Source organism: Chromatiales bacterium (assembly GCA_024234935.1).
Classification (GTDB): Bacteria; Pseudomonadota; Gammaproteobacteria; order Steroidobacterales.
In genome coordinates, this window is sequence record JACKNI010000001.1 from 419,562 (window position 1) to 443,124 (window position 23,563).

Below are 23,563 nucleotides of genomic sequence, written 5' to 3' on the forward strand. Positions count from 1 at the left end.
CAGCCAGAGAGCAGCGAGATACTGATGGTCAGGCCCATCGGTCTGGTCAGGACCGAGGCGAGAACCCGCATCGAAGCGCCGCGACAGCCCGGCGCGGCTACCGGGATCAGGGGGCGCATCGAATTGTTTCCCGGGCGCAACTTCGAGCACGCATTGGAGGATATGGAGGGGTGGGACTACATCTGGGTGGTGTTCTGGTTCCACCAGAACAAGGCCTGGCGGCCCAAGGTTCTGCCGCCCCGCAGTACATCGGGGCGCAAAGGTGTGTTTGCCACGCGTGCACCCTACCGGCCCAATCCGATCGGCTTGTCAGCTGTGCAACTGGAGCGCATTGATGGATTGGTGCTTCATGTACAGGGGGTGGATATGCTCGATGGCACGCCCGTGCTCGACATCAAACCCTATGTGCCTTACACGGATGCGCATCCTGCCGCCCGCAGCGGCTGGCTCGAAGATTCCGCACGTCGACCGGACCGGGAGGCTGCGCCCGCCGATCCGGCTGGCAGCTATCGGGTCAGCTTCGCACCACTGGCTATGGAGCAGGCCAGCTGGATCGAGACCCATACCGGACTGGCCATCGGTGACCGGATCAAGGCAATCCTGTCGATAGGGCCGGAGCCGCATCCGTATCGCCGTATACGGCGCGACGGGCAGGGTTTTCGCCTTGCGGTCAGGGAGTGGCGGGTTCGCTTCAGCCTGGAGGGGCAACTTGTGCTGGTCGAGGGCATCAGCTCCGGCTACCGCGCTGCGGAGCTGACAGCACCCGGCAATGAGGTCATCAAATTATTACATCGCGATTTCCTGCGGCAATTCCGCCAGTAGTCACTCCGCGTCAGCTGATATGTCATAACGTGACTCTTGTCACACGTGTCCCCGGGAAATTGCCATAACCTCCATCGAAGAACAGCGTAGAACCGGGGCCAGGTCATTCTTGATTTTCTGTCCATGTTTGACCGTTTACGGCGCCCTGCCAGCCGCCGTAATGAGGGTTACCGGAGCGTCAATCCGCAGGATAATTTCTATCAGTCCTCGGCCTTCTTTCCGATGCCCTTCGCGATGGTTACGACGGTCAGCGAGATGGGGCATACCTCCATCGGGCCTTACTCCCTGTGTTTCCCACTGGATATCATTGAGGAGCCTTCCATGCTCCTGGTGGCCCGTTCCAGTTCCAATACCTCAATCAATCTGCAGCAGGGCAGCAAGGCTGCACTGAATTTCATTGAATTCCGGAAGAACTGGTTGCGTCATGTCGTCAATCTGGGCTACCCCGGGTTTGACCCGGTAGAGAAGATGAAGAATATCCCTTTTGCGCTGACCACCAGCCCGAATGTCCGATATGCTGAAGATCCGACATACCCATTGATCATGCAGGACGCATTTCAGGTTTTCGAGTGTGAGGTTGACGGAACGTTCAGATATGAGCCTGGACGCCTGACAGACCGGAGTGCTGTCGAGTGCTTCTGGCGGCTCAGGATAACCAATATCCTCCTGAAGGACTCGGTCCACACACGATTGGTTGAGCAGAAGGAGTTTCCGGGCGTACCGATCTCCTACGGTTTCAGGCATAACGACGCAGGTGATGCGCGATTCTTCTTTTGCTCGCATAACAAGCCGTTCGCTGTACCGGTGGCGAAGCCGGAGGGGTCCACGAGCAGCCACATCTACTACGTGGCAAACAAGATTGATCCGGAAGTGAGATTCAACGAAGAAGCATGCGGGCTGCTGGTCGATGTACCTGCTGTGTTCCTGAAAGTCGCATTGAAAGGGATCGTCAAGCAAGCGAGGGAAGAGGGTGTGATGATGGTGGACACGGAATTCATGAAGAAGTGCAACGAGAAGCGCAGGGCGGCCTGAGTTAGCCTGCGCTATTCTGTGTCGCTGCGACGCTGACCGGTACAAAAGCCGCGGTGTCTACTTGCGCATAACTGACTTCAACGACAGTCAGTTCTTCTGTTCCGGCAGGTGCGTGAAATACGATTGTGTCGCCGATGCGCGCCTTCAGAAGCGCGCGCGCCAGTGGCGAAACCCAACTGATACGGCCGAGAGGCAGATCGATTTCGTCGACCCCGACGATGGTGATCGTATGCAGCTCGCCAGTCTGGCCTGAATAGGTGACCTTGGCGCCGAAAAACACCTGATTGGCGCGCTCACCGCGCGGCTGTGCCGGATCAATGACTTCAGCGAGGTCGATGCGCTTGCCGAGAAAGCGTATACGACGGTCTATTTCCCGTAGTCGCCGCTTGCCATACTGATAGTCGGCATTTTCGCTCCGATCGCCATTGCCGGCTGCCCAGGAAACGACGGCGGTCACCGCGGGCCGTTCCTTGTGCAGCAGGTACTGCAGCTCGTCCTTCAGGCGCTGAAGGCCGCCAGGCGTTATGTAGTTTCTTGATCCGGTCGGCAGCGCCGGCGCAGCCGACCCCATGCCACCGCCATCGTTTTCGTCATCATCGGGATCAGGTTCCCGGGTAAATGCCTTGCTCATCTCTCATTCCCTGCTGCCCGGGCAAGCTTACGCCACCGGCGGCCGGGCATCTGGTATAAACAGGCCCCCTTCAAGTATCTGGAGTCGCGCCGTGGCCACAAAGCAGTATTCAAGTCCGCCCGCCATGCAGGTTGAGACCGATCGCACCTACAAGGCGGTGATCGAGACGGAAAAAGGCAGTATCGAAATCGAGCTGTTTCCGGAGCATGCACCCATCACCGTCAACAATTTCGTATTTCTTGCCCGGGATGGATTCTACGATGGCGTGGTTTTCCATCGCGTGATTGCCGATTTCATGATTCAGGGCGGCGATCCGACCGGGAGCGGCCGTGGGGGACCAGGTTATCGCTTTGAGGATGAGTTTGAGGGCAATCCCTTGCGTCATGAGCGTGGGGTGATCTCGATGGCCAATGCCGGTCCCGGAACCAACGGCAGCCAGTTCTTCATCACGCATGGGCCGCAGCCGCACCTGGATGGGCGGCACACCGTGTTCGGCAAGGTCAGCAAGGGCCTCGATGTCGTCGATTCGATAGAGCAGGGCGACTCCATGATCAAGGTAACGATCGACTAGATCGCGGTCACCGCAGCAAGGCAAGAAAAAGGGGTGCCGGTATTGCTACCGGCACCCCGATTCGCTTCAGGAGGCTGGAGTGACTTAAGCCTCGTCAGCCGCCTTGCGTGCAGCGCGGTTCTTGAACAGGGGGACTGCCTCAAGAACCCAGTTGCCGCTGGTACGACGGCCCGGCGACGGGATCGCATACATCATGTCCTTGCCATGACGTGCCTTGAACGTATTCCAGTCGATACGCCATCCCTTGTCGTCAAACTTGGCCAGCCAGTCGCGGTAGGCGACGATGGCCTTGTCGGCCGGCATCAGCACTTCCTTGGTGTTGCTCAACGGTGTCAGCTTGGGCTCGAGGTCGACCAGAAGGGCGATGTCCTGACCCGCAATGACCTTGTTGCGCGCATGGATCGGACCGTCTTTCTCCGGCTCAAGCAGGAAGTTCCGCATGTTCAGGAAGAAGATCTTGGTCTTGTTCTCGTCCACCGGCTGCTCGAAGAAGTACTGCCGGAACATCTTGTCTTCAGTGATGGTGATATAGGTCGGCATGATGTTCGGACCATAGGTACCGCCACCGGCAAAGATGTTGCTGCTCTGGGTCTTCGTGTTGCCCCAGGGCGTCGGCTGTCCGCCTGCCGTTATATGGTCTGATTGCGGCAGCGGCGGGGAGTCGAACTCGTGCATGAACCAGAAGCCCCAGCCCTGGCGGTGATCCTCGGTCTCGTATGGGCGAACCCTGTAGGTATCGCGATTGAGGGCCGAGTGACCGTGGGTCGGATGAACGAACTCATTGTGGGCCGGATCAAGGCCGTTCTCGATGGAACGCTCGAAGTAGTAGTCGACTTCAAGTACCAGCACCTGGTTGGCACGCCAGCCGGGCTTGCCGTATTCCTCGATCTCGAGCAGCGGCGGACGCGTCGCTTCCGGTTCATCGCCCAGGAAGGCGAAAACGATGCCGTACTTTTCCTGCACGGGATAGGAGTCGACTTTGGCGCGCGGCGGCGTCTTGGTGCCGTAGCCAATGGAGGGAATGTTCTTGCATTCGCCGTCACCACCGAATTCCCAGCCATGGTATGGGCAGACGATGCAGTTGTTGACGATGCGCGGCCGGCCAGCCAGCGACCAGCCGCCACCGAGCGATGCACCACGGTGGGTACAGGTATCGCTCAGGACATGGGCATTGCCTGCGTCGTCACGGAACGCAACGAGATTGCAACCAAGGACCTTGACCTTCTCGGGCTTGCCTTCACCGAGGTCTTCACTGCGAATAATCGGGTACCAGAAATTTATATACACGCCATTTACTCCTCTTGAGAATTTCAGCAAAACTTGAGTTATTTATCGCTTAGCTGACCCGGAAACACCCTGATCTAGATCAGGTCCGCTTACTTCACTTCACTTCACTTCGACTTCACTTCAAGTCATTCAAGCCGGCCCGACTCCAACGCAGTCGAGCCGGTCATTCATTTGTTCCTTCCCAGCTGCGCATCCAGCGCACGCGGGAACAGCACCCTGTTTTCCTTGTACATGTGCTCGACCATGTCCTGGTCGAAACGCGCAACCGCGGCAAGCATCTCTTGCCAGGTATCATCGGCGCCGGGCGGTGCCCTGTAACCGTCGGTGTACTCGCGCATCTTCTTCAGCGATTCGAGGGCTGCCTCATGTTCGGTTTCCATGCAGGCAATAGGGCCTCCGACTGCGTCACCACAACGTGTGGGCTTGACCGCGCTGCGGAGCGCCAGATCCCGTACCATCGCAAACAGGGCCTCCTCCTCATGGGCCAGATGTGACTCCAGTTCGGTGGCAATGTGCTGCATCTCCAGCTTCAGGGCCGCAAGTCGCCCATTGTCAGCCTGCGCTGCTGCAACCTCGCTGGTCAGCCGCGTCAGCAGCGGGAGATTTTCCCGCAGATAACGGTGATGAACGTCTTCAATATGCTCGACGAGCTCGAGCAACGACATTGCCTTGAATGGCGCGATATCAATCGGAGGGGTTTCCTCCGCCATATTGGCCGACTGCAGCATATTGAGCAGAATTCCCGGATTGAAGCCGAAGTTCCAGCACAGCTCACCGATGGTGACTTCCGGATCGTCACCATCCCGGAAAATACCCGTGGAAATCAGGGTCCGCATCACTCCCGGCGGACCATTCTGCAGGTCTGCAACTTTGCTGCGTGAGGTCAGTGTCAGCATTTTTTTGGTCTCCTCGGCATGGCGTTCGCATGACGCGCAAACCGGGCCGGCGTCATCCTTGACGATTACAACATGCCTCAGTTGCCTGATGAGCCATATAAGGGTTTTTACGCAATCGGCGCAACCCGAGCCTGATATGCTGCATCCTGCATAAACCCTCAATCTACGCGGAGTGAGACGATGACGACCAAGTTTCTGTTGCCGGAATCCGAGCTGCCGACGCATTGGTACAACGTGGTGGCCGACCTGCCCACCCCGCCGCCGCCACCGCTGGGTGCAGACGGCAAACCGGCGACGCTCGACGCCCTTGCGGCGATCTTCCCGCCCGGACTGATCGAGCAGGAGGTGAGTGCCGAGCGCTGGATCGAGATTCCGGACGAGGTGCGCGAGATTTTCAGGCTCTGGCGCCCGAGCCCGCTGTATCGGGCGCATCGCCTGGAGCAGGCGCTGAAAACCCCGGCCCGGATCTACTACAAGAACGAATCCGTCAGTCCGACCGGCTCGCACAAGCCTAATACCTCGATTCCACAGGCTTATTACAACAAGCTCGCCGGCATCCGGCGGCTCGCGACCGAAACCGGAGCCGGGCAGTGGGGCTGTTCGCTGGCGCTTGCCGGTCAGTTGCTCGGGCTTGAAGTCCGCGTCTATATGGTCAAGATCAGCTATGAGCAGAAGCCGTACCGGCGCTCGATGATGCAAACCTGGGGTGCCGAGGTCTTTGCCAGTCCAACCAATCTGACAGCCGCGGGTCGACAGATCCTGCAGAGGAATCCCGACACCCCGGGTTCGCTGGGGATAGCCATCTCCGAGGCGGTCGAGGAGGCCATCGGGCGGTCCGACACAAACTATGCGCTGGGCTCGGTACTCAACCACGTGATGCTGCACCAGACGGTTATCGGTCTGGAGGCACGCAAACAGATGGCGCTCGCAGGTGACTACCCCGATGCCGTGTTCGGCTGCTGCGGTGGCGGTTCAAATTTCGCCGGTATCGCCTTTCCGTTCTTCGCCGACAAGGCTGCCGGGCGCGAGGTCCGGCTGGTGGCGGTTGAGCCGACTTCCTGCCCGACGCTGACCAAGGGCATCTACGCCTATGATTTCGGTGATGCCACCGGCCTGACGCCACTGCTGAAAATGCATACTCTGGGCCACGATTTCGTGCCGCCGGGTATCCATGCCGGCGGGCTGCGCTACCACGGCGCTTCGCCGCTCGTCAGCCAGCTGGTCGATGCCGGGCTGGTCGAAGCTGTGGCCATTCCGCAGCTGGAAACCTTTGAAGCGGGCCTGCTCTTTGCGCGTACCGAAGGGATCGTGCCAGCACCTGAATCCACACATGCCATCGCAGCCACAATCCGCGAAGCGCGGCGCTGTGCGGAAACGGGGCAGAGTCAGGTGCTGCTGCTGAACCTGTCAGGCCACGGCCATTTCGACATGAGTTCCTATGACCGTTACTTTGCCGGGGAACTGCGCGACTACGACTACCCTGCGGAAGCGATCAAGGAGTCCCTGGCGCACCTGCCCAAGGTTGGCTGAGTCGCAGCTGTCGGTCAGTCCCGCGGCTGCGTCGCCGGATCCGGAAAAAGGACGGAGCTGTACCCGAAGCGGCTGAAATCGCGAATCCGCATCGGGTACAGTTTGCCGATCAGATGATCGCACTCGTGTTGCACGACGCGGGCGTGAAAGCCCTCTGCGACGCGATCAATGGTCTGGCCCTGCGCATCGAAGCCCCGATAGCGGATGCGGCTGAAGCGGGGCACCACGCCGTTCATGCCGGGTACCGACAGGCAGCCTTCCCAGTCCTCTTCTTCTTCGGGTCCCAGCGGCTCGATCACCGGATTGATGAGAATTGTTTCCGGTACCGCGGGTGCATCCGGATAGCGATCGTTGCTGTCGAAGCCCATGATTACGACAGCGAGGTCCACGCCGATCTGCGGAGCCGCCAGGCCAACCCCGTCGGCAGCGCCCATCGTTTCGAACATGTCGCGGATCAGCTCATCCAGCACAGGTACGCCGAACTGAATGACCGGTTGCGCGATCCGGAGCAGTCGCGGATCGCCCATTTTCAGGATTTCACGTATGGCCATGGGTCTTGATTTCCGCCGGTGGTTGCCGGTCAAGCCATTCGCGCACCACATCTGCGGACTCGACATCAGCGTACTTCAGCATCAGGTCGCAGAGGCTCGCGAAGTGCGGGATCTCGTGCTTGTCCGCCACGCATTCCTCCACGACGATCACCCGGTAATTGCGCGACAGGGCATCGACGGCGCTGGCACGTACGCAGCCCGAGGTGCTGCCGCCGGTCAGGATCACGGTATCGACCCGGTGCCAGACCAACAGCGAGGCGATTGGCGTTTCATGGAAAACGCTCGCCATGCGCTTGTTGAAAATCGCGTCGCGGCCAAGATCGACATGCAGCCGCGGATCCAGTTCGGCACGCTCCGACCCTGATTTGATGTTTTGCAGGGAGTCCGGCGTATCGGTCCGCGTACCCCAGACGCCGGCATCGTCAGCATTGTCCATGTAGGCTACATAGGTCCAGATAACCGGCATGCCGCGGCTGCGGGCCAGGACCGCAAGTTCGTCGATCAGCGGAAGCTGCCGAGGATCGGTCTGATAGGCGGTTTTGAAAGTTGCCAGATCGGTATAGGCTCGCTGCAGATCGATATTGATCAGTGCCGCACGCTTGCCGAAACCGAACTTCGCCCGGTTCGGGTTGGCTTTTATCTGCGCCCAGTACTGCCTGGGGCTCAGATCCGACGTTTCCATTACGGGCATGGTGGCAGAGCGACTCGCGCGGGATAATGGGACCGGGCATAGTCTGCCACAGGGGTGAGACTGGCGATGGACAGTAAGACGATCAGCTCGCTGGCCGGACAGCGCGGGGTGCGGAGCTTCTATACCGACCTCGTCGCTGACTCGCAGTCCGTACGGATCTGCACGGGTCTTTCATGTCATCTGGCCGGCGCCCGCTGCCCCGATGAGACTGTGGCAGCTCACCCTGCACGGACCGTTCAATGTCTGGGGTACTGTGATCGATCACCGGCACGCCTGGCGCCGGATGGTCAGGTGATTCTGACGTCCGGCAGTGGACCGGTATCGATCCGGAACGTTGCACGGGAAGCGATCGTTACCGCCCGCATCGGCAAGGGTGATTACTCTGAACTCGCACGCGCACGGGAAGCAGGTGTCTACCGGGCACTTGCCCAAGCGCTGCGGCGTACCCCTGAAGAGGTAATGGCCGTTGTCGAAGAGTCCGGGGAACAGGGGCGCGGCGGTGCCGGTTTCCCCACCGGGCACAAATGGCGCGTTGCGGCCGAGGCGCAGGGAAAGGAGCGCTATGTCGTTGCCAACGGCGACGAAGGCGACCCGGGTTCATTCATCGACCGGCTTCTGCTCGAGTACGACCCCCACGCGATTCTTGAAGGCATGGCCTTGTGTGCCTGGGCGATCGGCGCAAGCGAAGGAATCGTCTATATCCGCTCCGAGTACCCGGCAGCACAGGCAAGAATGCAGGCCGCAATCGTAGAAGCGCGCACGGCAGGCCTGCTCGGCACCGATATCTGCGGTGCTTCGTTCAGCTTTGAAGTGCGGGTCGTTGGCGGACATGGCAGCTATGTCTGTGGCGAAGAGACCGCTCTGCTCAACGCCATCGAACGGCGACGTGGCGAAGTCCGTGTACGCCCGCCGTACCCCGCGGTACAGGGTTTGTACGGGCAACCAACAGTCGTGAACAACATCGAGACGCTGGTCAACATCCCGTGGATCCTTGAACGGGGTGCCGCAGCGTTCCGGAGCCTCGGTACGCCGGCTTCACCCGGTACCAAGGCTTTTTGCTTCAGTCAGGGTTTCGCCCGACCCGGCATTGTCGAAGCCGAGTTCGGACTGTCGTTGCGCGAACTGGTGGAAACCCATGGCGGCGGCGGGTGGGATGGGAAACCGCTTGCGGGGATCGCGCTCGGTGGCCCGATGGGCAGCATCCTGCTGCCGGAAGAGTGGGACGTATCGATCGATTACCCGGTGCTTGCGAAACGCGGTATCCAGTCCGGTCACGGCGGACTCGTTGCGCTTGCTGCCGGAAGCGACTGGCGGCAACTGATGGTTCACTGGCTCGAATTCATGGTTGCTGAATCGTGCGGAAAATGTGTGCCCTGTCGTCTGGGTTCGGCCCAGGCACTGGCCCTGGCACAACAAACTGACGCTGATGAGGCTCAGCGCAAACTTCCCGCATTGCTGGATCTGATTGCCAGCACCAGCCTGTGCGGCTTTGGGCAATCGATACCGGCACCGGTCGAGCGGCTGCGTGCACTGGCTGAGGCTGCGGGACCAGGCCGATGACGGGAAAGCTGCTGATCGACGGCATGGACGTGGCGTTTGCGCCCGGCGAGACCCTGCTCGATGCAGCAAGGCGCGCCGGTATCGGCGAGCGCATTCCCACTCTGTGTCACCTGGCCGGCTCCGCACCGGAGGGCGGGTGCCGGCTCTGCCTGGTGGAAGTGGAGGGCAGGGAACGACCAGTGGCTGCGTGTCATTCAGCAGCCGAGAGCGGCCAGGTTGTCAAAACGTCAAGCCCGCGTCTGCATGAACTGCGGCGGGGCTTGCTGCAACTCTGGGCAGATACTGTGCCCGCAGCCACAGCAGAGCCTGTTTCCGGCGGGGATCAGTGCCGCGACTTCGCAGACTTGCTTGCGCAATATCAGGTCAATCCGGCCACCCCGGCTCCCGTGAGCGCCATACCGAATGCGATCCACCCCTATCTGCGTTTTTCAGCCGAGCGCTGTCTGGTCTGCCGACGTTGCCTGCAGGTCTGCGAGGATCTGCAGGGGCAGTTCGTCTATGGCATCGGGCAACGCGGCCCGGATACGCGATTGCTGTTCGGCGTCGACGAAAATTTCGATACATCTGCCTGTGTCAGCTGCGGTGCCTGTGTCGAGGTTTGTCCCACCGGGGCGTTGTTCGATCTGGATCGTGAGGCGCCGACAACAGGCAACCTGTCGCGACGGGTACGCTCTGTATGCGGCTATTGCGGCGTCGGCTGCAACGTCGACCTCACCGAGTCAGACGGCGCGGTGATACAGATCAGCGGCACCCCGCAGGCCGCTGTCAATCGCGGGCACCTCTGTGCAAAGGGCCGCTATGCGCACGCGTGGCAGCAATCGCGGGAACGCCTGACCACGCCCATGCTTCGTGTCGATGGCGTCCTGACGGCGGTCAGCTGGCCGGAAGCCACCACCTGGCTGGCGCGGCGGCTGACGGAGATTCGCGCCGCGCACGGGCCCGATGCGCTGGGGGCGATGAGTTCTTCGCGTTCGACCAACGAGGCGGGCTATCTGCTGCAGAAACTGTTCCGCAGTGTGATCGGCACGAACAATATCGACTGTTGTGCACGCGTCTGTCACTCGTCAACGGCGCTCGGTCTGCAAATCGCGACGGGTACAGGCGCTGCCAGTGCATCGTATGCAGATATCGAGCGTGCCCACACCATTGTCGTGGCTGGTGCCAATCCCACCGAAGCGCATCCGGTTGTCGGTGCGCGCATCAAGCAGGCGGCAAGGCGTGGCGCACGCCTGATTGTCATCGACCCGCGAAGCATCGAACTTTGTCGCTGGGCCGATCTGCACCTCCAACTGAAGCCCGGAACAAATGTGCTGCTGTTCAATGCGCTTGCACGGGTGCTCATCGATGCCGGGCTGATCGACACCCGATACCTGCTGGAGCGCACCGAAGGGTTCGAGCAACTGCGGGATTTCCTGCTGGCATCCGATCCTGCCGATGCCGCGCGGGAAACGGGTATTCCGCTTGAGCTGTTGCGTGCGGCAGCGCTGGCGATCGGTCAGGCCGGCATCGCGTCAACCGGACGCTGTCTCTTTGTAACCGGGCTGGGCCTGTCGGAACTGACGCAGGGTACGGATTCGGTGATGGCGCTTTGCAATCTGGCCATGCTCACCGGAAGCATCGGCCGGCCGGGTGGCGGAATGCTGCCGCTGCGCGGGCAGAATAACGTGCAGGGCAATGCCGACATGGGCGGTATGCCGGATCGATTGACCGGCTATCAGCGCCTGGATGATGCATCCGTTCAGGCGCGGGTTGCGGCGGTGTGGGGTGAGCCGGCGCCAGCGACACCCGGCCTGACCATCCTGGAAATGTTCGACGCCGCACTTTCCGGTGCCATTCGTGGACTCTGGATCCAGGGTGAGGATGTCGCACAGAGCGATCCCAATGAGCGGCATGTACGGGCTGCGCTTGCAGCTCTGGACCTCCTGGTCGTACAGGAGTTGTTTATTTCCGAGACCGCACACTATGCCCATCTGATTCTGCCGGCTGCCAGTGTGCTCGAGCAGGATGGAAGCTTCACCAACGGCGAGCGGCGCATTCAACGGGTACGTGCCGTTGTGCCGCCACCGGGAGAAGCGCGGGCTGACTGGGACGCGACGCAGACTGTCGCCAATGCGCTCGGTGCAAACTGGAATTACGCCGGTCCCGCTGCGGTCATGGACGAGATTGCCCGCATTGCACCGAGCCTGTTTGGCGGCGTGAGCTACTCGCGACTGGAGGGCGACGGGTTGCAGTGGCCGTGTCCGGACGCCGGGCATCCCGGCACAGCTACCGTACACGCGGCTGGTTTTGTGCGGGGCCGCGGTCGCCTGATGACACTGCCTTATGTGCCGACAGCCGAGCAGCAGACCACTGACTATCCATATCTGCTGATCACCGGCCGCGTACTGCAGCACTACAACGTGGGCACGATGACTCGCCGCACGCCACACCGCGAGCTTGAAGATGCTGACTATCTGGAAATCAATCCGCTGGACGCGGCCGCAGCGGGCATCGAGGACGGTGCGCGAGTGGATGTCCGCAGTCGTTACGGCAGGGCTGTCGTTCGTGCACGAACTACCGGGCGTGTGACGCCAGGACTCCTGTTCCTGTCATTTCATTTTCCGGAAACACACACCAACGCGCTGACCAGCCCCCGGGGCGATCCGGAGTCCCGGTGTCCCGAATACAAGATAACGGCCGTGCGTATAGCGGCTGTGACTGACGAGGAGCTGCTGACAACATGAGCGAACAGGACCGCAGGATTTTTGAGCGACTCTATGCGCGTGCGCATCGCGCGGAAGATCTGCCCTGGCATGAGGCGGAACCGCCGGCGCTGCTGGGCCGGGCATTGCAGGCGCGGAAGTCTCCGGGCAGGGCACTGGATCTGGGTTGCGGTGCCGGCACCTATTCGCTGTGGCTTGCAGAGCGCGGTTACAAGGTGACCGCTCTCGACTTCATGCCGCAGGCCGTACGCCTGGCTGGTGAGCGCGCAAGGCAGGCGGGACTCGATGTGACCGTGGCGCAGGGCGATGTCACCTCTGATGAGACCCGGCTTGCACACCCCGGACCCTTCGATGTGATTCTCGATGTCGGATGCCTGCATGGCTTGCCGGATGCCCTGCGTCCGGCTTACAAGCGGCAAATCCTCTCCTGGCTGGCCCCTGACGGTGACTACATCCTGCTGCATTTTGGCCGTCGCGGCTGGTGGGATCGCTGGCCGATTGGTCCGCGACGGATCAGTCGGGCGGCGCTTGGCCGCTACTTCTCGCCTGAACTTGAAGAAGCAGCCTGCGACCAGAAAATCAGCCGCGGCATGCCGCTGTTCATGGGGGGCAGCGCCGAAATCGGACGTTACTGGTTCAAGCGCAGTCGGGCGCGTACTTCCGCAGGCGTTACACCGGATGCGCGCAAGGCAGCGAGCGTCTGAGCCTTGTCCCGTTTGGCCAGCCGGTGACCATCGGCGTCGCGGATCAAGGGATGATGCCGGTAGCGTGGTGCGGCGAAACCCAGCACGATCTGCAGCAGGCGCTGCACATGCGTAGCGCTAAACAGGTCTTCGCCTCGGGTGACCAGCGTCACGCCTTGCTCATGGTCATCCATCACCACTGCGAGGTGATAGCTGACGCCGACATCACGACGCCCCAACACGATATCGCCGAGTATCCCGGGCTGCAGCGCGATCATTCCGGTCTGCCCGGTCGCGCCGTGACCAGTTTCCAGAAAGCCATTCAACGGTGCAGCGAGAGTTTCCAGGCAGGCTGCAATATTCAGACGGACGGCATGCGGCTCGCCGGCTGCAAGCCGCATGGCTCTCTCGCGTTCATCGAGTCTCCGGCAGATGCCCGGATACAACGGACCCTCGGGTCGTTGCGGCGCAGACTGCATGCGTGAAATTTCATCGGCGATATCCCGACGCGTACAGAAACAGGGGTAGGTCAGGCCGCGGGCGGTGAGGGCGGCAATTTCGCGGCGGTAATCAGCAATACGTTCTGACTGGTGCCGTACCGGACCGTCCCAGTCGAGCCCCAGCCATTGCAGATCGTCGATGATCTGCGCCGTATATTCCGGCCGACAGCGGCCCGCATCGATGTCTTCGATGCGCAGCAGGAAACGGCCGCCGGTGTCCCGGGCCAACCTATGCGCCAGCAGCGCCGAATATGCGTGCCCGAGATGCAGGCCGCCGGTGGGACTCGGCGCAAAGCGGGTGATTTCGGGTATTGCCATGGCAGCAGAGTATGCCGCGCCGTTACATAAGCTGCTGCTATTGCACGATCCGGCTCCCACAGAGGGGTGGCGTTGCTCTACTATTCAGGCCATGTATCCGTCCAGCCATTTTTCGATCCGCCTGTGCTTGGGCGTATTCGCGATGCTTCCCGCACTCGCTGCCGCAGATTATCGGGCAGATATCGGCTACACGAAGTTGCAGCAGCAACTGGGCTTGGCAACTCCGGATGGCACGGGGATACGGGTTACCCAGGTGGAGGGCAGTACCCAAGTCAACGGCCAGGAGGCCTGGTTCCCTGATCCGGCCAATGCCGAGTTTGTCGGCAAGACAATCAGCAATGCCTCCGGTGCCCCGGCCGGACTTTATTCCAGTCATGCCACCAGTGTCGGTGGCAGTTTTTACGGCAACATGCGTTCGATAGCGCCGGGCGTCAGCGATATCACGGCGTTCTCCGCCAATGACTGGATGGGTGGTGGCGCTCTGCTTACTATCCTGGGGAACGGTGGCAGCCGGCCGCTGTCTTCCACCAGCCGTGTCGCCAACCACAGTTATGTGGGCAGCGCACCCGGCGCCGAAAGCTACGTGCTGCGACGCGTGGACTGGCTGGTTGAAACCGACGAATACATTCAGGTTGTAGGGCTGGGGAATGGTGCCGGAACCAGCTATGTGGCCCTGCTTGGTTCAGCCTACAACGTGATTGCTGCCGGGCGTACCGACGGTCAGACCCAAGTGGGTTCGGTTGCCCTGGATGAAACGTATACCGTCGGGCGTACCCGGCCGGATCTGGTCGATCCTTCTGACTACACGAGTACGGCTGCGCCGCGCATCGCTTCGGCGGTCGCCATGCTGGTGCAGGCAGGGCACGACAACCCGGCATGGTCGAGTGATCCGGTCAGCACGAGCGTGACGAACCGCGCCGGGATCCTGGTCCGTAATGCAGAACGTTCAGAAGTCATCAAGGCGGTATTGATGGCGGGTGCTGATCGTGTCACGCATGACAGCACCTCCATCGATCTGCTCAATTACCGGACCAGCAGTGCTGACCAGACCAGCAATGGCCTGGATCGTCGCTATGGTGCCGGTCAGCTGAATGTCCGCAACAGCTACTGGATCCTTGCAGGTGGCGAACAGGCCAGCACGGAAGACGGCAATGCGGCCGGCAGCGTCTCCGGTCGCGGTTTTGACTATGACCCTGCCTTCGGCGGTGCCTCAGGCAGCAATTCTGCGGGGACTTATCCGCTCCCCATCGATGTGAAGCCGCGCCTGCTGACAGCAGCACTGGTCTGGAATCTGGATATCAATGGCGGAACGGCAACTAACTTCAATCCTGCTGCGACGCTGCGCGACCTCAATCTGGAGGTGATCGATCTGGCTGTCGCCGGCAGTCCGGTAGTCTCTGCCTCGCAGAGCACAATAGAGAACACTGAAAACATCTGGATGGTCGTTCCGGCCGGCGCACATTATGCTTTGCGCGTGACGCGAGTGGGGTCGTTCAAGTGGGATTACGGTCTCGCCTGGCAGCTGCTTGCCGATACGGATGGTGACGGCGCTTACGACGAACAGGACAACTGCATCGATGTCGCTAACGGTCCGCTCTTGCCCGATGCGGGTGGCAACAGTCAGCGCGATACGGACGGCGATGGTTATGGCAACATCTGCGACGGCGACATGGATAACAGTGGCGGTATCGTGAATTTTGCCGATCTGGCCGCCTTCAAGGCGATGTTTGGAACCCCGAATGCGAATGGCGATCTCAATGGCAGCGGCGGAATCGTCAACTTCGCCGATCTGGCCGGCTTCAAGGCCCTGTTCGGCAAGCCTCCCGGACCTTCCGGAATTGCGCCCTGACGTCAGGACCATCACGGACGCCGAGCGCGCTTTGCTTCCTCCATGACCCGCAGCACATGGAGTCCTCACGGCCCTGCTCCCGGGCCTGCACCGCCGCCACCGTCCGGTCTGCTCAACAAGCTTGGCCTCAACCTTTCGGTACTCCGCTACAGCGGGCGAGCCATCCGGCTGGTCTGGGAGACTAATCGGCAGCTCGCGCTGGCGCTTGCCGCACTGACGATTGCAACCGGCGTATTGCCGGCGGCTGCCGCGTGGGTCGGCAAGCTGGTCATTGATGCGATCGTCCTGCAGATGGGCTTGGTCAAGGCCGGGGCTGCGCCGGTTTATGTACACGTTCTGGATCTCGTTGTTCTTGAGGCAGCAGTCATTGCGCTGCTCGGCGCTGCACAACGCGGCATCAGCGCCTGCCAGTCGCTCCTGCGCGCGCAACTCGGTCAGCGCGTCAACGAGATGATTCTGGAAAAAGCCCTGACCCTGGACCTGACTCAGTTTGAGGACGCCGGGTTCTACGACAAGCTGACCCGTGCCCGGCGCGAAGCCTCCAGCCGGCCGCTCAGCCTGGTGATGCGCAATTTCGGACTGTTCCAGCAGCTCGTGTCACTGGTGAGCTTTGGCTTCCTGCTGGCCCGGTTCTCGCCATGGGCCATGGCACTGCTGATCTTCGCGGGACTGCCTTCATTTGTGGCTGAAACCAAATTCTCCGGAGATACCTTCAGGTTATTCCGCATCCGTGCGCCGGAATCGCGGCTGCAGTTCTATCTGGAGACCGTCCTTGCGCGGGACGACAATGCCAAGGAAGTGCAGCTGTTCCAGCTCGGTCCGCTGCTGCTCGGTCGCTACAAGCAGATCTTCACGAAGATCTACAGTGAGGACAAGGCGCTCACCCTGAAGCGCGAAACCTGGGGCCTGCTGCTCAGTCTGTTTGGCACCGGGGTACTCTATGGTGCCTATGCCTGGATCGCTGTCAGCGCTGTTCAGGGCCTCATCACCATCGGCGAGATGACCATGTACTTGCTGCTGTTCAAGCAAGGACAGGGCGCAGTCTCCGCCAGCCTTGCGTCGATTGGCGGAATGTATGAAGACAATCTGTACCTGACCAATCTGTACGAATATCTGGAGCAGGCACCGGTATATCGCTGGGGCACACTGAGCCACGGCCCGGATCGGAGCGACGGGGTACGCTTTGAGCACGTCTCATTCACCTACCCGGGCTCGACGGCACCGACGCTGAGCGATATCAACCTGCATATACGGCCCGGCGAAAGTCTCGCTCTGGTGGGTGAGAATGGTGCTGGTAAATCAACGCTTATCAAGATCTTATGTGGACTTTATCAACCTGATTCTGGTATGGTTTCCTTGCATGGGCTGGAGATCCGCAAATGGGATCGCGAGGCGCTGCGCCGGCAGATTGCAGTGATCTTCCAGGACTTCAACCGCTATCAGTTCACCGTCGGCGAGAACATCGGCGCTGGCGATGTAGAGGCCTACGCCGATGAGAGTCGCTGGGAAGCATCGGCACGCAAGGGTATGGCCATGAGCTTCATCGAGCGGCTGGAGCAGGGCTTTGCGACCCAGCTCGGCAGCTGGTTCCGTGGCGGCAAAGAGCTTTCCACCGGGCAATGGCAGAAGGTCGCCCTGTCGCGGGCTTTCATGCGGGTCTCGGCGGATGTGCTGATACTGGATGAGCCCACCGCCTCGATGGATGCTGCAGCCGAGGCTGAACTCTTCGAGTATTTCCGGGAACATACTGCGGGCCGGATGTCGATCCTGATCTCACACCGGTTTTCGACAGTACGCCAGGCTGACCGGATCGCTGTGATCGAGAATGGCCGCATCACTGAATACGGCACGCATGCCGAACTGCTGACGATGAATGGCCGTTATGCGCACCTGTTCCAGCTGCAGGCGCAGGGTTATCGCTAGCGGTGCACCGGTTGGCGCCGGCGGCTCAGCCCGGCGGCGAGCAGGATCACAAGCAGCAGCGGGTGGATCAGTCCACCGCCACCGCCGCCACTGGCAGCCGCCGCCGCATTTACAGTGACTCCGGCATAATCCTCGGCACCAACGTCGTCGGTAACCGTCAACAGCACACCCACGGGTCCCGCTGCCGAAATCTGCAGCCTGGCCGTCGCAGCAGTGCTGGTACCGACGATTTCTGCCATGCCCCCCGACACGCTCCACGCATAGCTGGTAATACCGCGTCCGCGGGCCGCGCCACTGGTAGAGCCGTCCAGGGTTATGGTTTCGCCAGCCCTGCCATTACCAGGCTCAACAATGCGTGCAATCGGTCGCAAGGCTTCACTCACCGCCCCGGGCGCATCGGCCATTCCGGCGCCGCAGGTCGTGGTGGTGCAATTGCACTGCGCTGTCAGGCTGTCCAGTGTGGGGCAAGTTGGAATGGCCGGATCAGGAGCTGGAAAGGGCCGGGCACCGGACTTGATGCGCGCAATCATCTCGCTGTTGGCCAACTCCCCATTTACCGCGTGCATCAGGCCGGCGATGGCCGCAACGATCGGTGCTGAAAAGCTCGTACCGATGCTGGCCCTGTAGGTATAGAGTCCGGGCACGGTCAGCCCGGTGTTGGAAGTCGTGGTAAGCGCAAAAAGGCAGGGTTGTCCGGCACCAAGGTTGACACAATTGCCAGCCGGGGCCGCTATGCCGACTTCCGGTCCGAGACTGCTATAGCCGACCTTGCTGCCAACCTGTCGCAGGCCGGCTACAGCCAGTACGCCCGCACAATTCGCCGGCGTTTCCACAGCCTCGCCATCCGTGTTACCGGCAGCAGCCACCACCAGCACGCCAGCTGTAGTCAATGCCGTTATCGTCTGGCGATAGCTGCTGCTGCAGTTGCCGGTACCGCCGAGACTCAGATTCAGGATTTTCGCGGGCGTCGGGTTGGCCGGTGCCCCCGGAACACTCAATCCGGCAGCCCAGCGCATTCCGGCGATGATGTCGGAGTCGTAGCCACCACACTTGCCCAATACGCGAACCGGCAGGATGCGCGCGTTCCAAATACCGCCTGCAATGCCCGTATTGTTGTCCGTAATCGCGCCCAGCATGCCGGCAACACGCGTACCGTGCCAGGAGCTGTCGTGTTCATCGCAATTCGCCAGAGGGCCCGCCGGGTCTTCATTGCGTACCCAGTCACCCGGATCAGAAGCATCGGCATCCCATCCGTTGCCATCATTTGCACTGACAAAGCTGCCGGCCGACTCCCCGGAGACAAAATCATAGCCGGGCACCAGCCGGCCACCCGGATCGATGCCATCCCGCCCCAGATCGGGATGATCAAAGCGTACGCCCGTATCGAGCACCGCGATCACGGTATCCGGTCTGCCGGTCGTCAGATCCCAGGCGGCGGTGAAATTTACCGCAGACGGCTGGTCCGCCTGGAGATACCACTGGTCTACATACATCGGATCAGTGGGCACCGCCTGCGCGTAGCGGCGCTGATCGATCTCGACAAATTCGACTTCCGGATCGGCGCGCAGCAAGGTGAGAGCTGACTCCAGTTCCGCATCTGCCAACGGCTTGTCCAGAAGGATCATGCTCAGGTCGCCACCCAGACTCCGGGACAGCCGTTCCGCGAGGCCTGTGCGCTGACCCAATGCACTGACGCGCCTTGATGCGCCGTCGGTCGCGGCAAGCGCCTGGGCGCGCACCGGCTCATCACTTGCCGGACGCAGCTTGACGATCAGGCGCGCCGTTCCATGCGACACGGGGGGCTGCCGGGCGGTTTCACCGTCCGCGGCGCTTTGCGCCATGCCGCTCTGCGCAATGAGGAATACCGCCGTCAGGGCACCAAACACATGAGCAAATCGCATAAATCCTCCGCGGTCATCATCCCCGAGGCGCATCTCGACGTGGAGTATGCAGCAAAGCACAAAAGCCGGTCCGGGCAGTGCCGATTACATCTCATGTACACTGGAGAACCAGGCCAACGGAGCATACCAACATGACGAATATGGAAAAGGTAACGAAAGACAAACTGTTCAGCGATTTACAGACGGTCATCGAAGATGCGGAAGCGCTGTTGCAGGCTACTGCAAGCCAGACCGGCGAAAAAATCGAGGCTGTCCGCGCACGGGCGAAGGCCTCGGTGAATCAGGCCCGGGAAAGACTGTCCGAAATTCAGAAGAAGACAACTGACCAGGCAAGGCAGGCTGCGGAATCAGCGGATGAGTATGTACACAAGAACCCGTGGCAGGCGGTTGGCATGGCTGCCGGTCTCGGACTTCTGCTCGGGATCCTGATCAACCGGCGTTGATACCTGTTGCGGAAGCACCAGTCATGGAAAACAACACGCCTTCAGCCGGAGGCCCGATCAGCAAGCTGCTTCAGTCGCTGAGAAATGTACTGGCGTCACTTATCGATGTCGGGCAGACGCGCCTCGAACTGCTGACCCTTGAACTGCAGGTCGAGGTTCGCCGTGCGGCCGGCTTGCTGGCCATCGGCTTTTTCACGATTTTCTTTGCCGGCATGGGTTGCCTGCTGGCCGGCCTGTCGCTGATATTCGCGTTCTGGGACAGCCAGCGGATCCTCGTATCTGTCCTGGTGACGGCCTTTTTCTTCCTGATGGCAAGTCTGGGTGCCTGGAAACTTTCCAGTCAACTGCGTCGCAAACCACCGATGCTCGCAGACACTCTGGGCGAGTTGAAAAAGGACAGCGACGGTCTCAGGGGCGGGATGAGAAACGGCTCATGAGCGCTGCTCTTTCCGGTCTCGAACAGCGGCGCGCGATGCTCCTGCAGCGTTGCGACAGCCAGCGCGAGCAGCTGCGCCGGGAAATCGGTCACATTGAGGAACAACTGGGCGGAGTCCAGCGCGGGATCCGCATTGCGCAACAGCTGACGACCCTGCCAGGTCTGCTGGTTTCCGGGTCCATACTGGCCATGCTTGCGATAGTGGGCCGCGGACGGACACTCAAGTTGATCAGTACCGGACTGGCGCTGTGGGCCGGCATACGCCGACTCCGACATGATCGTGCGCACCTTGCCGGAATGCTGCCGCAGTCCGAGTGATGACTGCGACAGCGGATCGGATCAAGCGAGCAGGATTTCGCTCTCCCGCTCGCCGAGCGGATCCGCGAAGCTGAATCCGGCCTGCTTGAGCTTGGCATTGGACACGCCGCGCGGACCCTTGAATACACCCAGCCAGATCACCGGCTCCAGCCCTTCACGTTTTGCAACCCGGGCAAAGAAGTCTGCCTTGTTTTCCGGAATGTCATTGAAGAGGTTGTAGAGTCCCGACAGGTGACGGTCAACGGCAAAGCCGATGGCACGTACCACGTCGTCCCTGTGAATCAGCATGGCATCGGATTGTCCGTCGAACGGAATCTGCTTGCCGGCGATGTGCTTCAGCTCATTGCGGTGTTCGCGGCCCGGGCCGTAGATGGTACCGGTACGGAAGTTGCACACCTTTAGCGTGTCTGTTTCCAGAGCTGCCAGCTTTTTTTCGGTCTCGACAAAGACCTGGGCGGCGGGGGAGGCAGCATTTGCCGGTGTGTTCTCGTCGACCGGATTCGCGCCATTTGCATCGCCATAGGCGTTCATTGAACTGCAGAATATGATCTGCCGGAGATTCGGTGCCGCGGAGAGCGCGCCGATGAGTCCGTCAGCGGTGCCCACATAGGAGTCCCGGTAAGCAACCGGATCCATGTAGGGCTTGCCGTCCTTGACACCGAGTCCACCAGCCATGCTCAGGAGTACGATATCCGCATCCCTGATCAGGCTTGCCATTGCTGCCGAATCACTGCCTTTCATGACAACGATATGATTCGCGACCTCGGCAAGATCAGCCGTCCGCTCCTGCCGCGTGGTGCTGACGCTGACGGAGTATCCTCTGTTCTTGAAGTACAGGGCTGCGGCCCGGCCGGTATATGCAGCGCCGACGATTGCAATTTTCATGTTCTGTCCCGTTGTGGTCGCCAATCTGCTTTTCAGTCTAATGCAGGGGCTCTGCGATGATCTGCCGGATCTCCTGTCCGACTTCCCTGCCGACCACGGTATAGACACCCTTCCAGGCGCGCGGATCCAGGTCCTCGTCCAGAAAGCACGCCAGGTGCTTCGCATCGCGCCTGCGCAGGAGCTCGGCGTCCGGGCCATTGAAGCGAAGCGCATTTGCCAATGCCAGCCAGTGCGCCAGATACGCGTGAATGCTTGGCGTTACCTTCGCAAGCTCGGTTGCGGTTGCAGGGCGACTCGTGCCAATGGACCAGTGCGAAAGGTAGGTGGCGATGGCCGGATTGCCTGGCGCATGTGAACACACGTTCTGGTAGTCGTTTATTGCTTTCCAGTACGGCATGTTCAAGGGGGCAAACACCTGACGGAAATAGTCCGGATGGTCGACCGGATCCACGCGCGGCAGGAAATCCGCATTGAATACACAGGCCTCCGGCGAGAACTGCACCACCTGTACATGAAAATGCGGCATCACGCTGTCGGCACGGCCGAACAGAAAGAATAACTGTGTATCGACCGGGCCCGAGCACAGGCGGAAATGCACCATGCGATCAGCAAGGCTGCCCGGTTCGGCAATCCACAGTCGCACGAAACCGGCATCTGCATGCGGTGCATCCAGAGCCTTCAGTTGCAGCAGAGGTCCACCCGCCGCTCCAGTGCGCTCACTGAAGTCAAGGCTGGCGAGGCTGTGTTCGACCAGGTTCTCGACAAATGGCAGACTGAAGGATCCGGACGACACTCAGATCACGCCGTCGCGCGCCAGCGCCTGACGTTCTTCGGCTCCATAGCCGAGCAAATCGCCGAGCACTTCATCGTTGTGTTCGCCGACTGTTGCGCCGGGCCAGTCAGTGCGGCCGGGTGTCGCGCTGAGGAAGGGCATCATCGCCGGGATCTTGAGCGCTTCGCCGTTGACCTGCACTTCCTCGAACAGCCCGCGGGCATTGAAATGTGGATCGCCGAGCATATCCACGACACTGTAGATCGGACCGGAAGGCACCACGGCTTTCTCGAGTACATCGAGAACCTGGACTGAGGACAATGACGCCGTCCACGCACCGATCGCCGCATCGAGTTCCTTCTCGTGGGCAACCCGGCCGGCATTGTCTGCCATGCGCGGGTCATCACCCAGATCAGTACGCCCGATCGCCTGCATCAGTCGTTTGTAGATCGAATCACCATTACCGCCGATGATGACAAACTTGCCATCCTGGCACTTGTAGGTATTTGTCGGCACGATGCCGGTAAGCGTGGATCCGGAGGGCTCACGGACAACGCGTGCACCCGAATACTCTGGGACCACGCCTTCCATCAGATTGAATACCGATTCATAGAGCGCCGCATCAATCACCTGGCCACGTCGCTCCGGATCCCTGGCCCGCTGAATACAGGCCAGCAGTACGCCAAGCACGCAGTGAATGCCACCCAGCGTATCGCCGATGCTCAGGTTCGGGCGCACAGGCGCCTGACCCGGAAAGCCGTTGACGTATCGCAGGCCGCCCAGCCCCTCGCAGACCGACGCAAAGCCCGGTTTCGCGGCATAGGGCCCATCCTGGCCATAGCCCGAAATACGGCCGTAGATGAGGCCCGGATTGTCTTTCCAGAGATCTGCGGGGCCGAGGCCCCATTTTTCCAGCGTGCCGGGGCGGAAATTCTCGATAAGGATGTCTGACTTCAGCGCCAGTTCGCGAGCGATTTTCCGGCCTCGCGGCGTCCGCAGATCGAGCGTTACCGATTTCTTGTTCCGCCCAAGGCTGTGCCACCACAGCGATACGCCATCCTTCATCACGCGCCAGGTGCGAATCGGATCGCCGCTGCCGGGTGGTTCGATCTTGATGACCTCGGCACCAAAATAGCCAAGTACGCTGGCCGCAAAAGGGCCGGCCAGCAACTGGCCCATTTCGAGAACGCGGTAGCCGTCGAGGGGCCTCTCGCCCTTCTTCTTGTCCATCATTGGATCGCTCACTGAGGTCGTAGTGGGGA

The 23,563-nt window shown here is 60.9% G+C and carries 22 protein-coding genes; 12 read left to right on the plus strand and 10 right to left on the minus strand.

Translation table 11 applies throughout. The annotated features are described in order from the left end of the window. The first annotated feature begins 24 nt into the window (after positions 1–24). On the plus strand, positions 25–822 hold the full coding sequence (tsaA, locus tag H6979_01955; protein ID MCP5138608.1) for a tRNA (N6-threonylcarbamoyladenosine(37)-N6)-methyltransferase TrmO: 798 nt from the start codon (positions 25–27) through the stop codon (positions 820–822). Positions 823–945: 123 nt separating this feature from the next. Beyond that, positions 946–1,854 carry a hypothetical protein gene (locus H6979_01960; protein MCP5138609.1) on the plus strand — a complete coding sequence of 303 codons (909 nt, stop codon included), beginning with the start codon at positions 946–948 and terminating at the stop codon, positions 1,852–1,854. A 1-nt stretch (position 1,855) separates the two neighbouring features. Here the strand turns inward: H6979_01960 and greB are convergent, their stop codons facing one another. After that, on the minus strand, positions 1,856–2,485 hold the full coding sequence (gene greB / locus H6979_01965) for a transcription elongation factor GreB (GenBank protein ID MCP5138610.1): 630 nt from the start codon (positions 2,483–2,485) through the stop codon (positions 1,856–1,858). Between the two features lie 124 nt (positions 2,486–2,609). Between greB and H6979_01970 the strand changes: the two genes are divergently transcribed. Further along, a complete protein-coding gene (locus H6979_01970; GenBank protein ID MCP5138611.1) occupies positions 2,610–3,056 on the plus strand; it encodes a peptidylprolyl isomerase in 447 nt (148 codons plus the stop codon). An 84-nt stretch (positions 3,057–3,140) separates the two neighbouring features. On the opposite strand, the gene H6979_01975 is transcribed toward H6979_01970, so the two are convergent. Beyond that, the gene (locus H6979_01975) at positions 3,141–4,343 is read right to left on the minus strand and encodes an aromatic ring-hydroxylating dioxygenase subunit alpha (protein MCP5138612.1); all 1,203 of its coding nucleotides are present in this window, start codon (positions 4,341–4,343) and stop codon (positions 3,141–3,143) included. Between the two features lie 167 nt (positions 4,344–4,510). Further along, positions 4,511–5,239: a hemerythrin domain-containing protein gene (locus tag H6979_01980; protein ID MCP5138613.1), complete on the minus strand. Its 729-nt coding sequence runs from the start codon at positions 5,237–5,239 to the stop codon at positions 4,511–4,513. A 180-nt stretch (positions 5,240–5,419) separates the two neighbouring features. Here H6979_01980 and H6979_01985 point away from each other — a divergent pair, with 180 nt between their 5' ends. After that, positions 5,420–6,769 carry a TrpB-like pyridoxal phosphate-dependent enzyme gene (locus H6979_01985; protein ID MCP5138614.1) on the plus strand — a complete coding sequence of 450 codons (1,350 nt, stop codon included), beginning with the start codon at positions 5,420–5,422 and terminating at the stop codon, positions 6,767–6,769. 14 nt (positions 6,770–6,783) lie between these two features. Here the strand turns inward: H6979_01985 and H6979_01990 are convergent, their stop codons facing one another. Continuing rightward, positions 6,784–7,320, minus strand: a complete 537-nt coding sequence (locus tag H6979_01990; protein MCP5138615.1) for a peptide deformylase — start codon at positions 7,318–7,320, stop codon at positions 6,784–6,786. Further along, entirely contained in the window at positions 7,307–8,002 is a 696-nt protein-coding gene (locus H6979_01995) for an isochorismatase family protein (protein ID MCP5138616.1), read from the minus strand. The genes H6979_01990 and H6979_01995 overlap by 14 nt, the downstream gene beginning before the upstream one ends. 75 nt (positions 8,003–8,077) lie before the next feature. On the opposite strand from H6979_01995, the gene H6979_02000 reads away from it, so the two are divergent. From H6979_02000 to H6979_02010, 3 genes are read left to right on the plus strand one after another with little or no spacing between them, the layout of a single operon-like run. Then, positions 8,078–9,571, plus strand: coding sequence for an NADH-quinone oxidoreductase subunit D (locus H6979_02000; protein MCP5138617.1), 1,494 nt, complete (start codon positions 8,078–8,080; stop codon positions 9,569–9,571). Further along, positions 9,568–12,294 (plus strand): formate dehydrogenase subunit alpha, encoded by a 2,727-nt coding sequence (fdhF, locus tag H6979_02005; protein ID MCP5138618.1) that lies wholly within the window; start codon positions 9,568–9,570, stop codon positions 12,292–12,294. Before H6979_02000 ends, fdhF begins: the two co-directional genes overlap by 4 nt. Next, positions 12,291–12,977, plus strand: a complete 687-nt coding sequence (locus H6979_02010; protein ID MCP5138619.1) for a class I SAM-dependent methyltransferase — start codon at positions 12,291–12,293, stop codon at positions 12,975–12,977. Before fdhF ends, H6979_02010 begins: the two co-directional genes overlap by 4 nt. On the opposite strand, the gene gluQRS is transcribed toward H6979_02010, so the two are convergent. Next, positions 12,902–13,774: a tRNA glutamyl-Q(34) synthetase GluQRS gene (gene gluQRS / locus H6979_02015; protein MCP5138620.1), complete on the minus strand. Its 873-nt coding sequence runs from the start codon at positions 13,772–13,774 to the stop codon at positions 12,902–12,904. The two genes, H6979_02010 and gluQRS, sit on opposite strands and share 76 nt — an antisense overlap. Before the next feature lie 142 nt (positions 13,775–13,916). On the opposite strand from gluQRS, the gene H6979_02020 reads away from it, so the two are divergent. Together H6979_02020 and H6979_02025 are read left to right on the plus strand one after the other, a co-directional pair. Continuing rightward, the gene (locus tag H6979_02020) at positions 13,917–15,623 is read left to right on the plus strand and encodes a thrombospondin type 3 repeat-containing protein (protein MCP5138621.1); all 1,707 of its coding nucleotides are present in this window, start codon (positions 13,917–13,919) and stop codon (positions 15,621–15,623) included. A gap of 42 nt (positions 15,624–15,665) precedes the next feature. Further along, a complete protein-coding gene (locus tag H6979_02025; protein ID MCP5138622.1) occupies positions 15,666–17,546 on the plus strand; it encodes an ABC transporter ATP-binding protein in 1,881 nt (626 codons plus the stop codon). Here the strand turns inward: H6979_02025 and H6979_02030 are convergent. After that, the gene (locus H6979_02030; GenBank protein MCP5138623.1) at positions 17,543–19,447 is read right to left on the minus strand and encodes a S8 family peptidase; all 1,905 of its coding nucleotides are present in this window, start codon (positions 19,445–19,447) and stop codon (positions 17,543–17,545) included. The genes H6979_02025 and H6979_02030 overlap by 4 nt on opposite strands. 140 nt (positions 19,448–19,587) lie before the next feature. On the opposite strand from H6979_02030, the gene H6979_02035 reads away from it, so the two are divergent. The 3 genes from H6979_02035 to H6979_02045 are packed head-to-tail and all read left to right on the plus strand — an operon-like array spanning position 19,588 to position 20,644. Then, positions 19,588–19,890 carry a DUF883 domain-containing protein gene (locus tag H6979_02035; GenBank protein MCP5138624.1) on the plus strand — a complete coding sequence of 101 codons (303 nt, stop codon included), beginning with the start codon at positions 19,588–19,590 and terminating at the stop codon, positions 19,888–19,890. A gap of 23 nt (positions 19,891–19,913) precedes the next feature. Further along, entirely contained in the window at positions 19,914–20,327 is a 414-nt protein-coding gene (locus tag H6979_02040; GenBank protein ID MCP5138625.1) for a phage holin family protein, read from the plus strand. Then, positions 20,324–20,644, plus strand: a complete 321-nt coding sequence (locus H6979_02045; GenBank protein ID MCP5138626.1) for a hypothetical protein — start codon at positions 20,324–20,326, stop codon at positions 20,642–20,644. The genes H6979_02040 and H6979_02045 overlap by 4 nt, the downstream gene beginning before the upstream one ends. A gap of 21 nt (positions 20,645–20,665) precedes the next feature. Here the strand turns inward: H6979_02045 and H6979_02050 are convergent, their stop codons facing one another. Genes H6979_02050 through H6979_02060 form a run of 3 tightly spaced genes read right to left on the minus strand, consistent with a single transcriptional unit; the run spans position 20,666 to position 23,531 of the window. After that, on the minus strand, positions 20,666–21,529 hold the full coding sequence (locus H6979_02050) for an NAD-dependent epimerase/dehydratase family protein (protein MCP5138627.1): 864 nt from the start codon (positions 21,527–21,529) through the stop codon (positions 20,666–20,668). A gap of 37 nt (positions 21,530–21,566) precedes the next feature. Further along, positions 21,567–22,322 carry a hypothetical protein gene (locus tag H6979_02055; GenBank protein MCP5138628.1) on the minus strand — a complete coding sequence of 252 codons (756 nt, stop codon included), beginning with the start codon at positions 22,320–22,322 and terminating at the stop codon, positions 21,567–21,569. Then, positions 22,323–23,531 (minus strand): CoA transferase, encoded by a 1,209-nt coding sequence (locus H6979_02060; protein MCP5138629.1) that lies wholly within the window; start codon positions 23,529–23,531, stop codon positions 22,323–22,325. Positions 23,532–23,563: the final 32 nt, after the last annotated feature.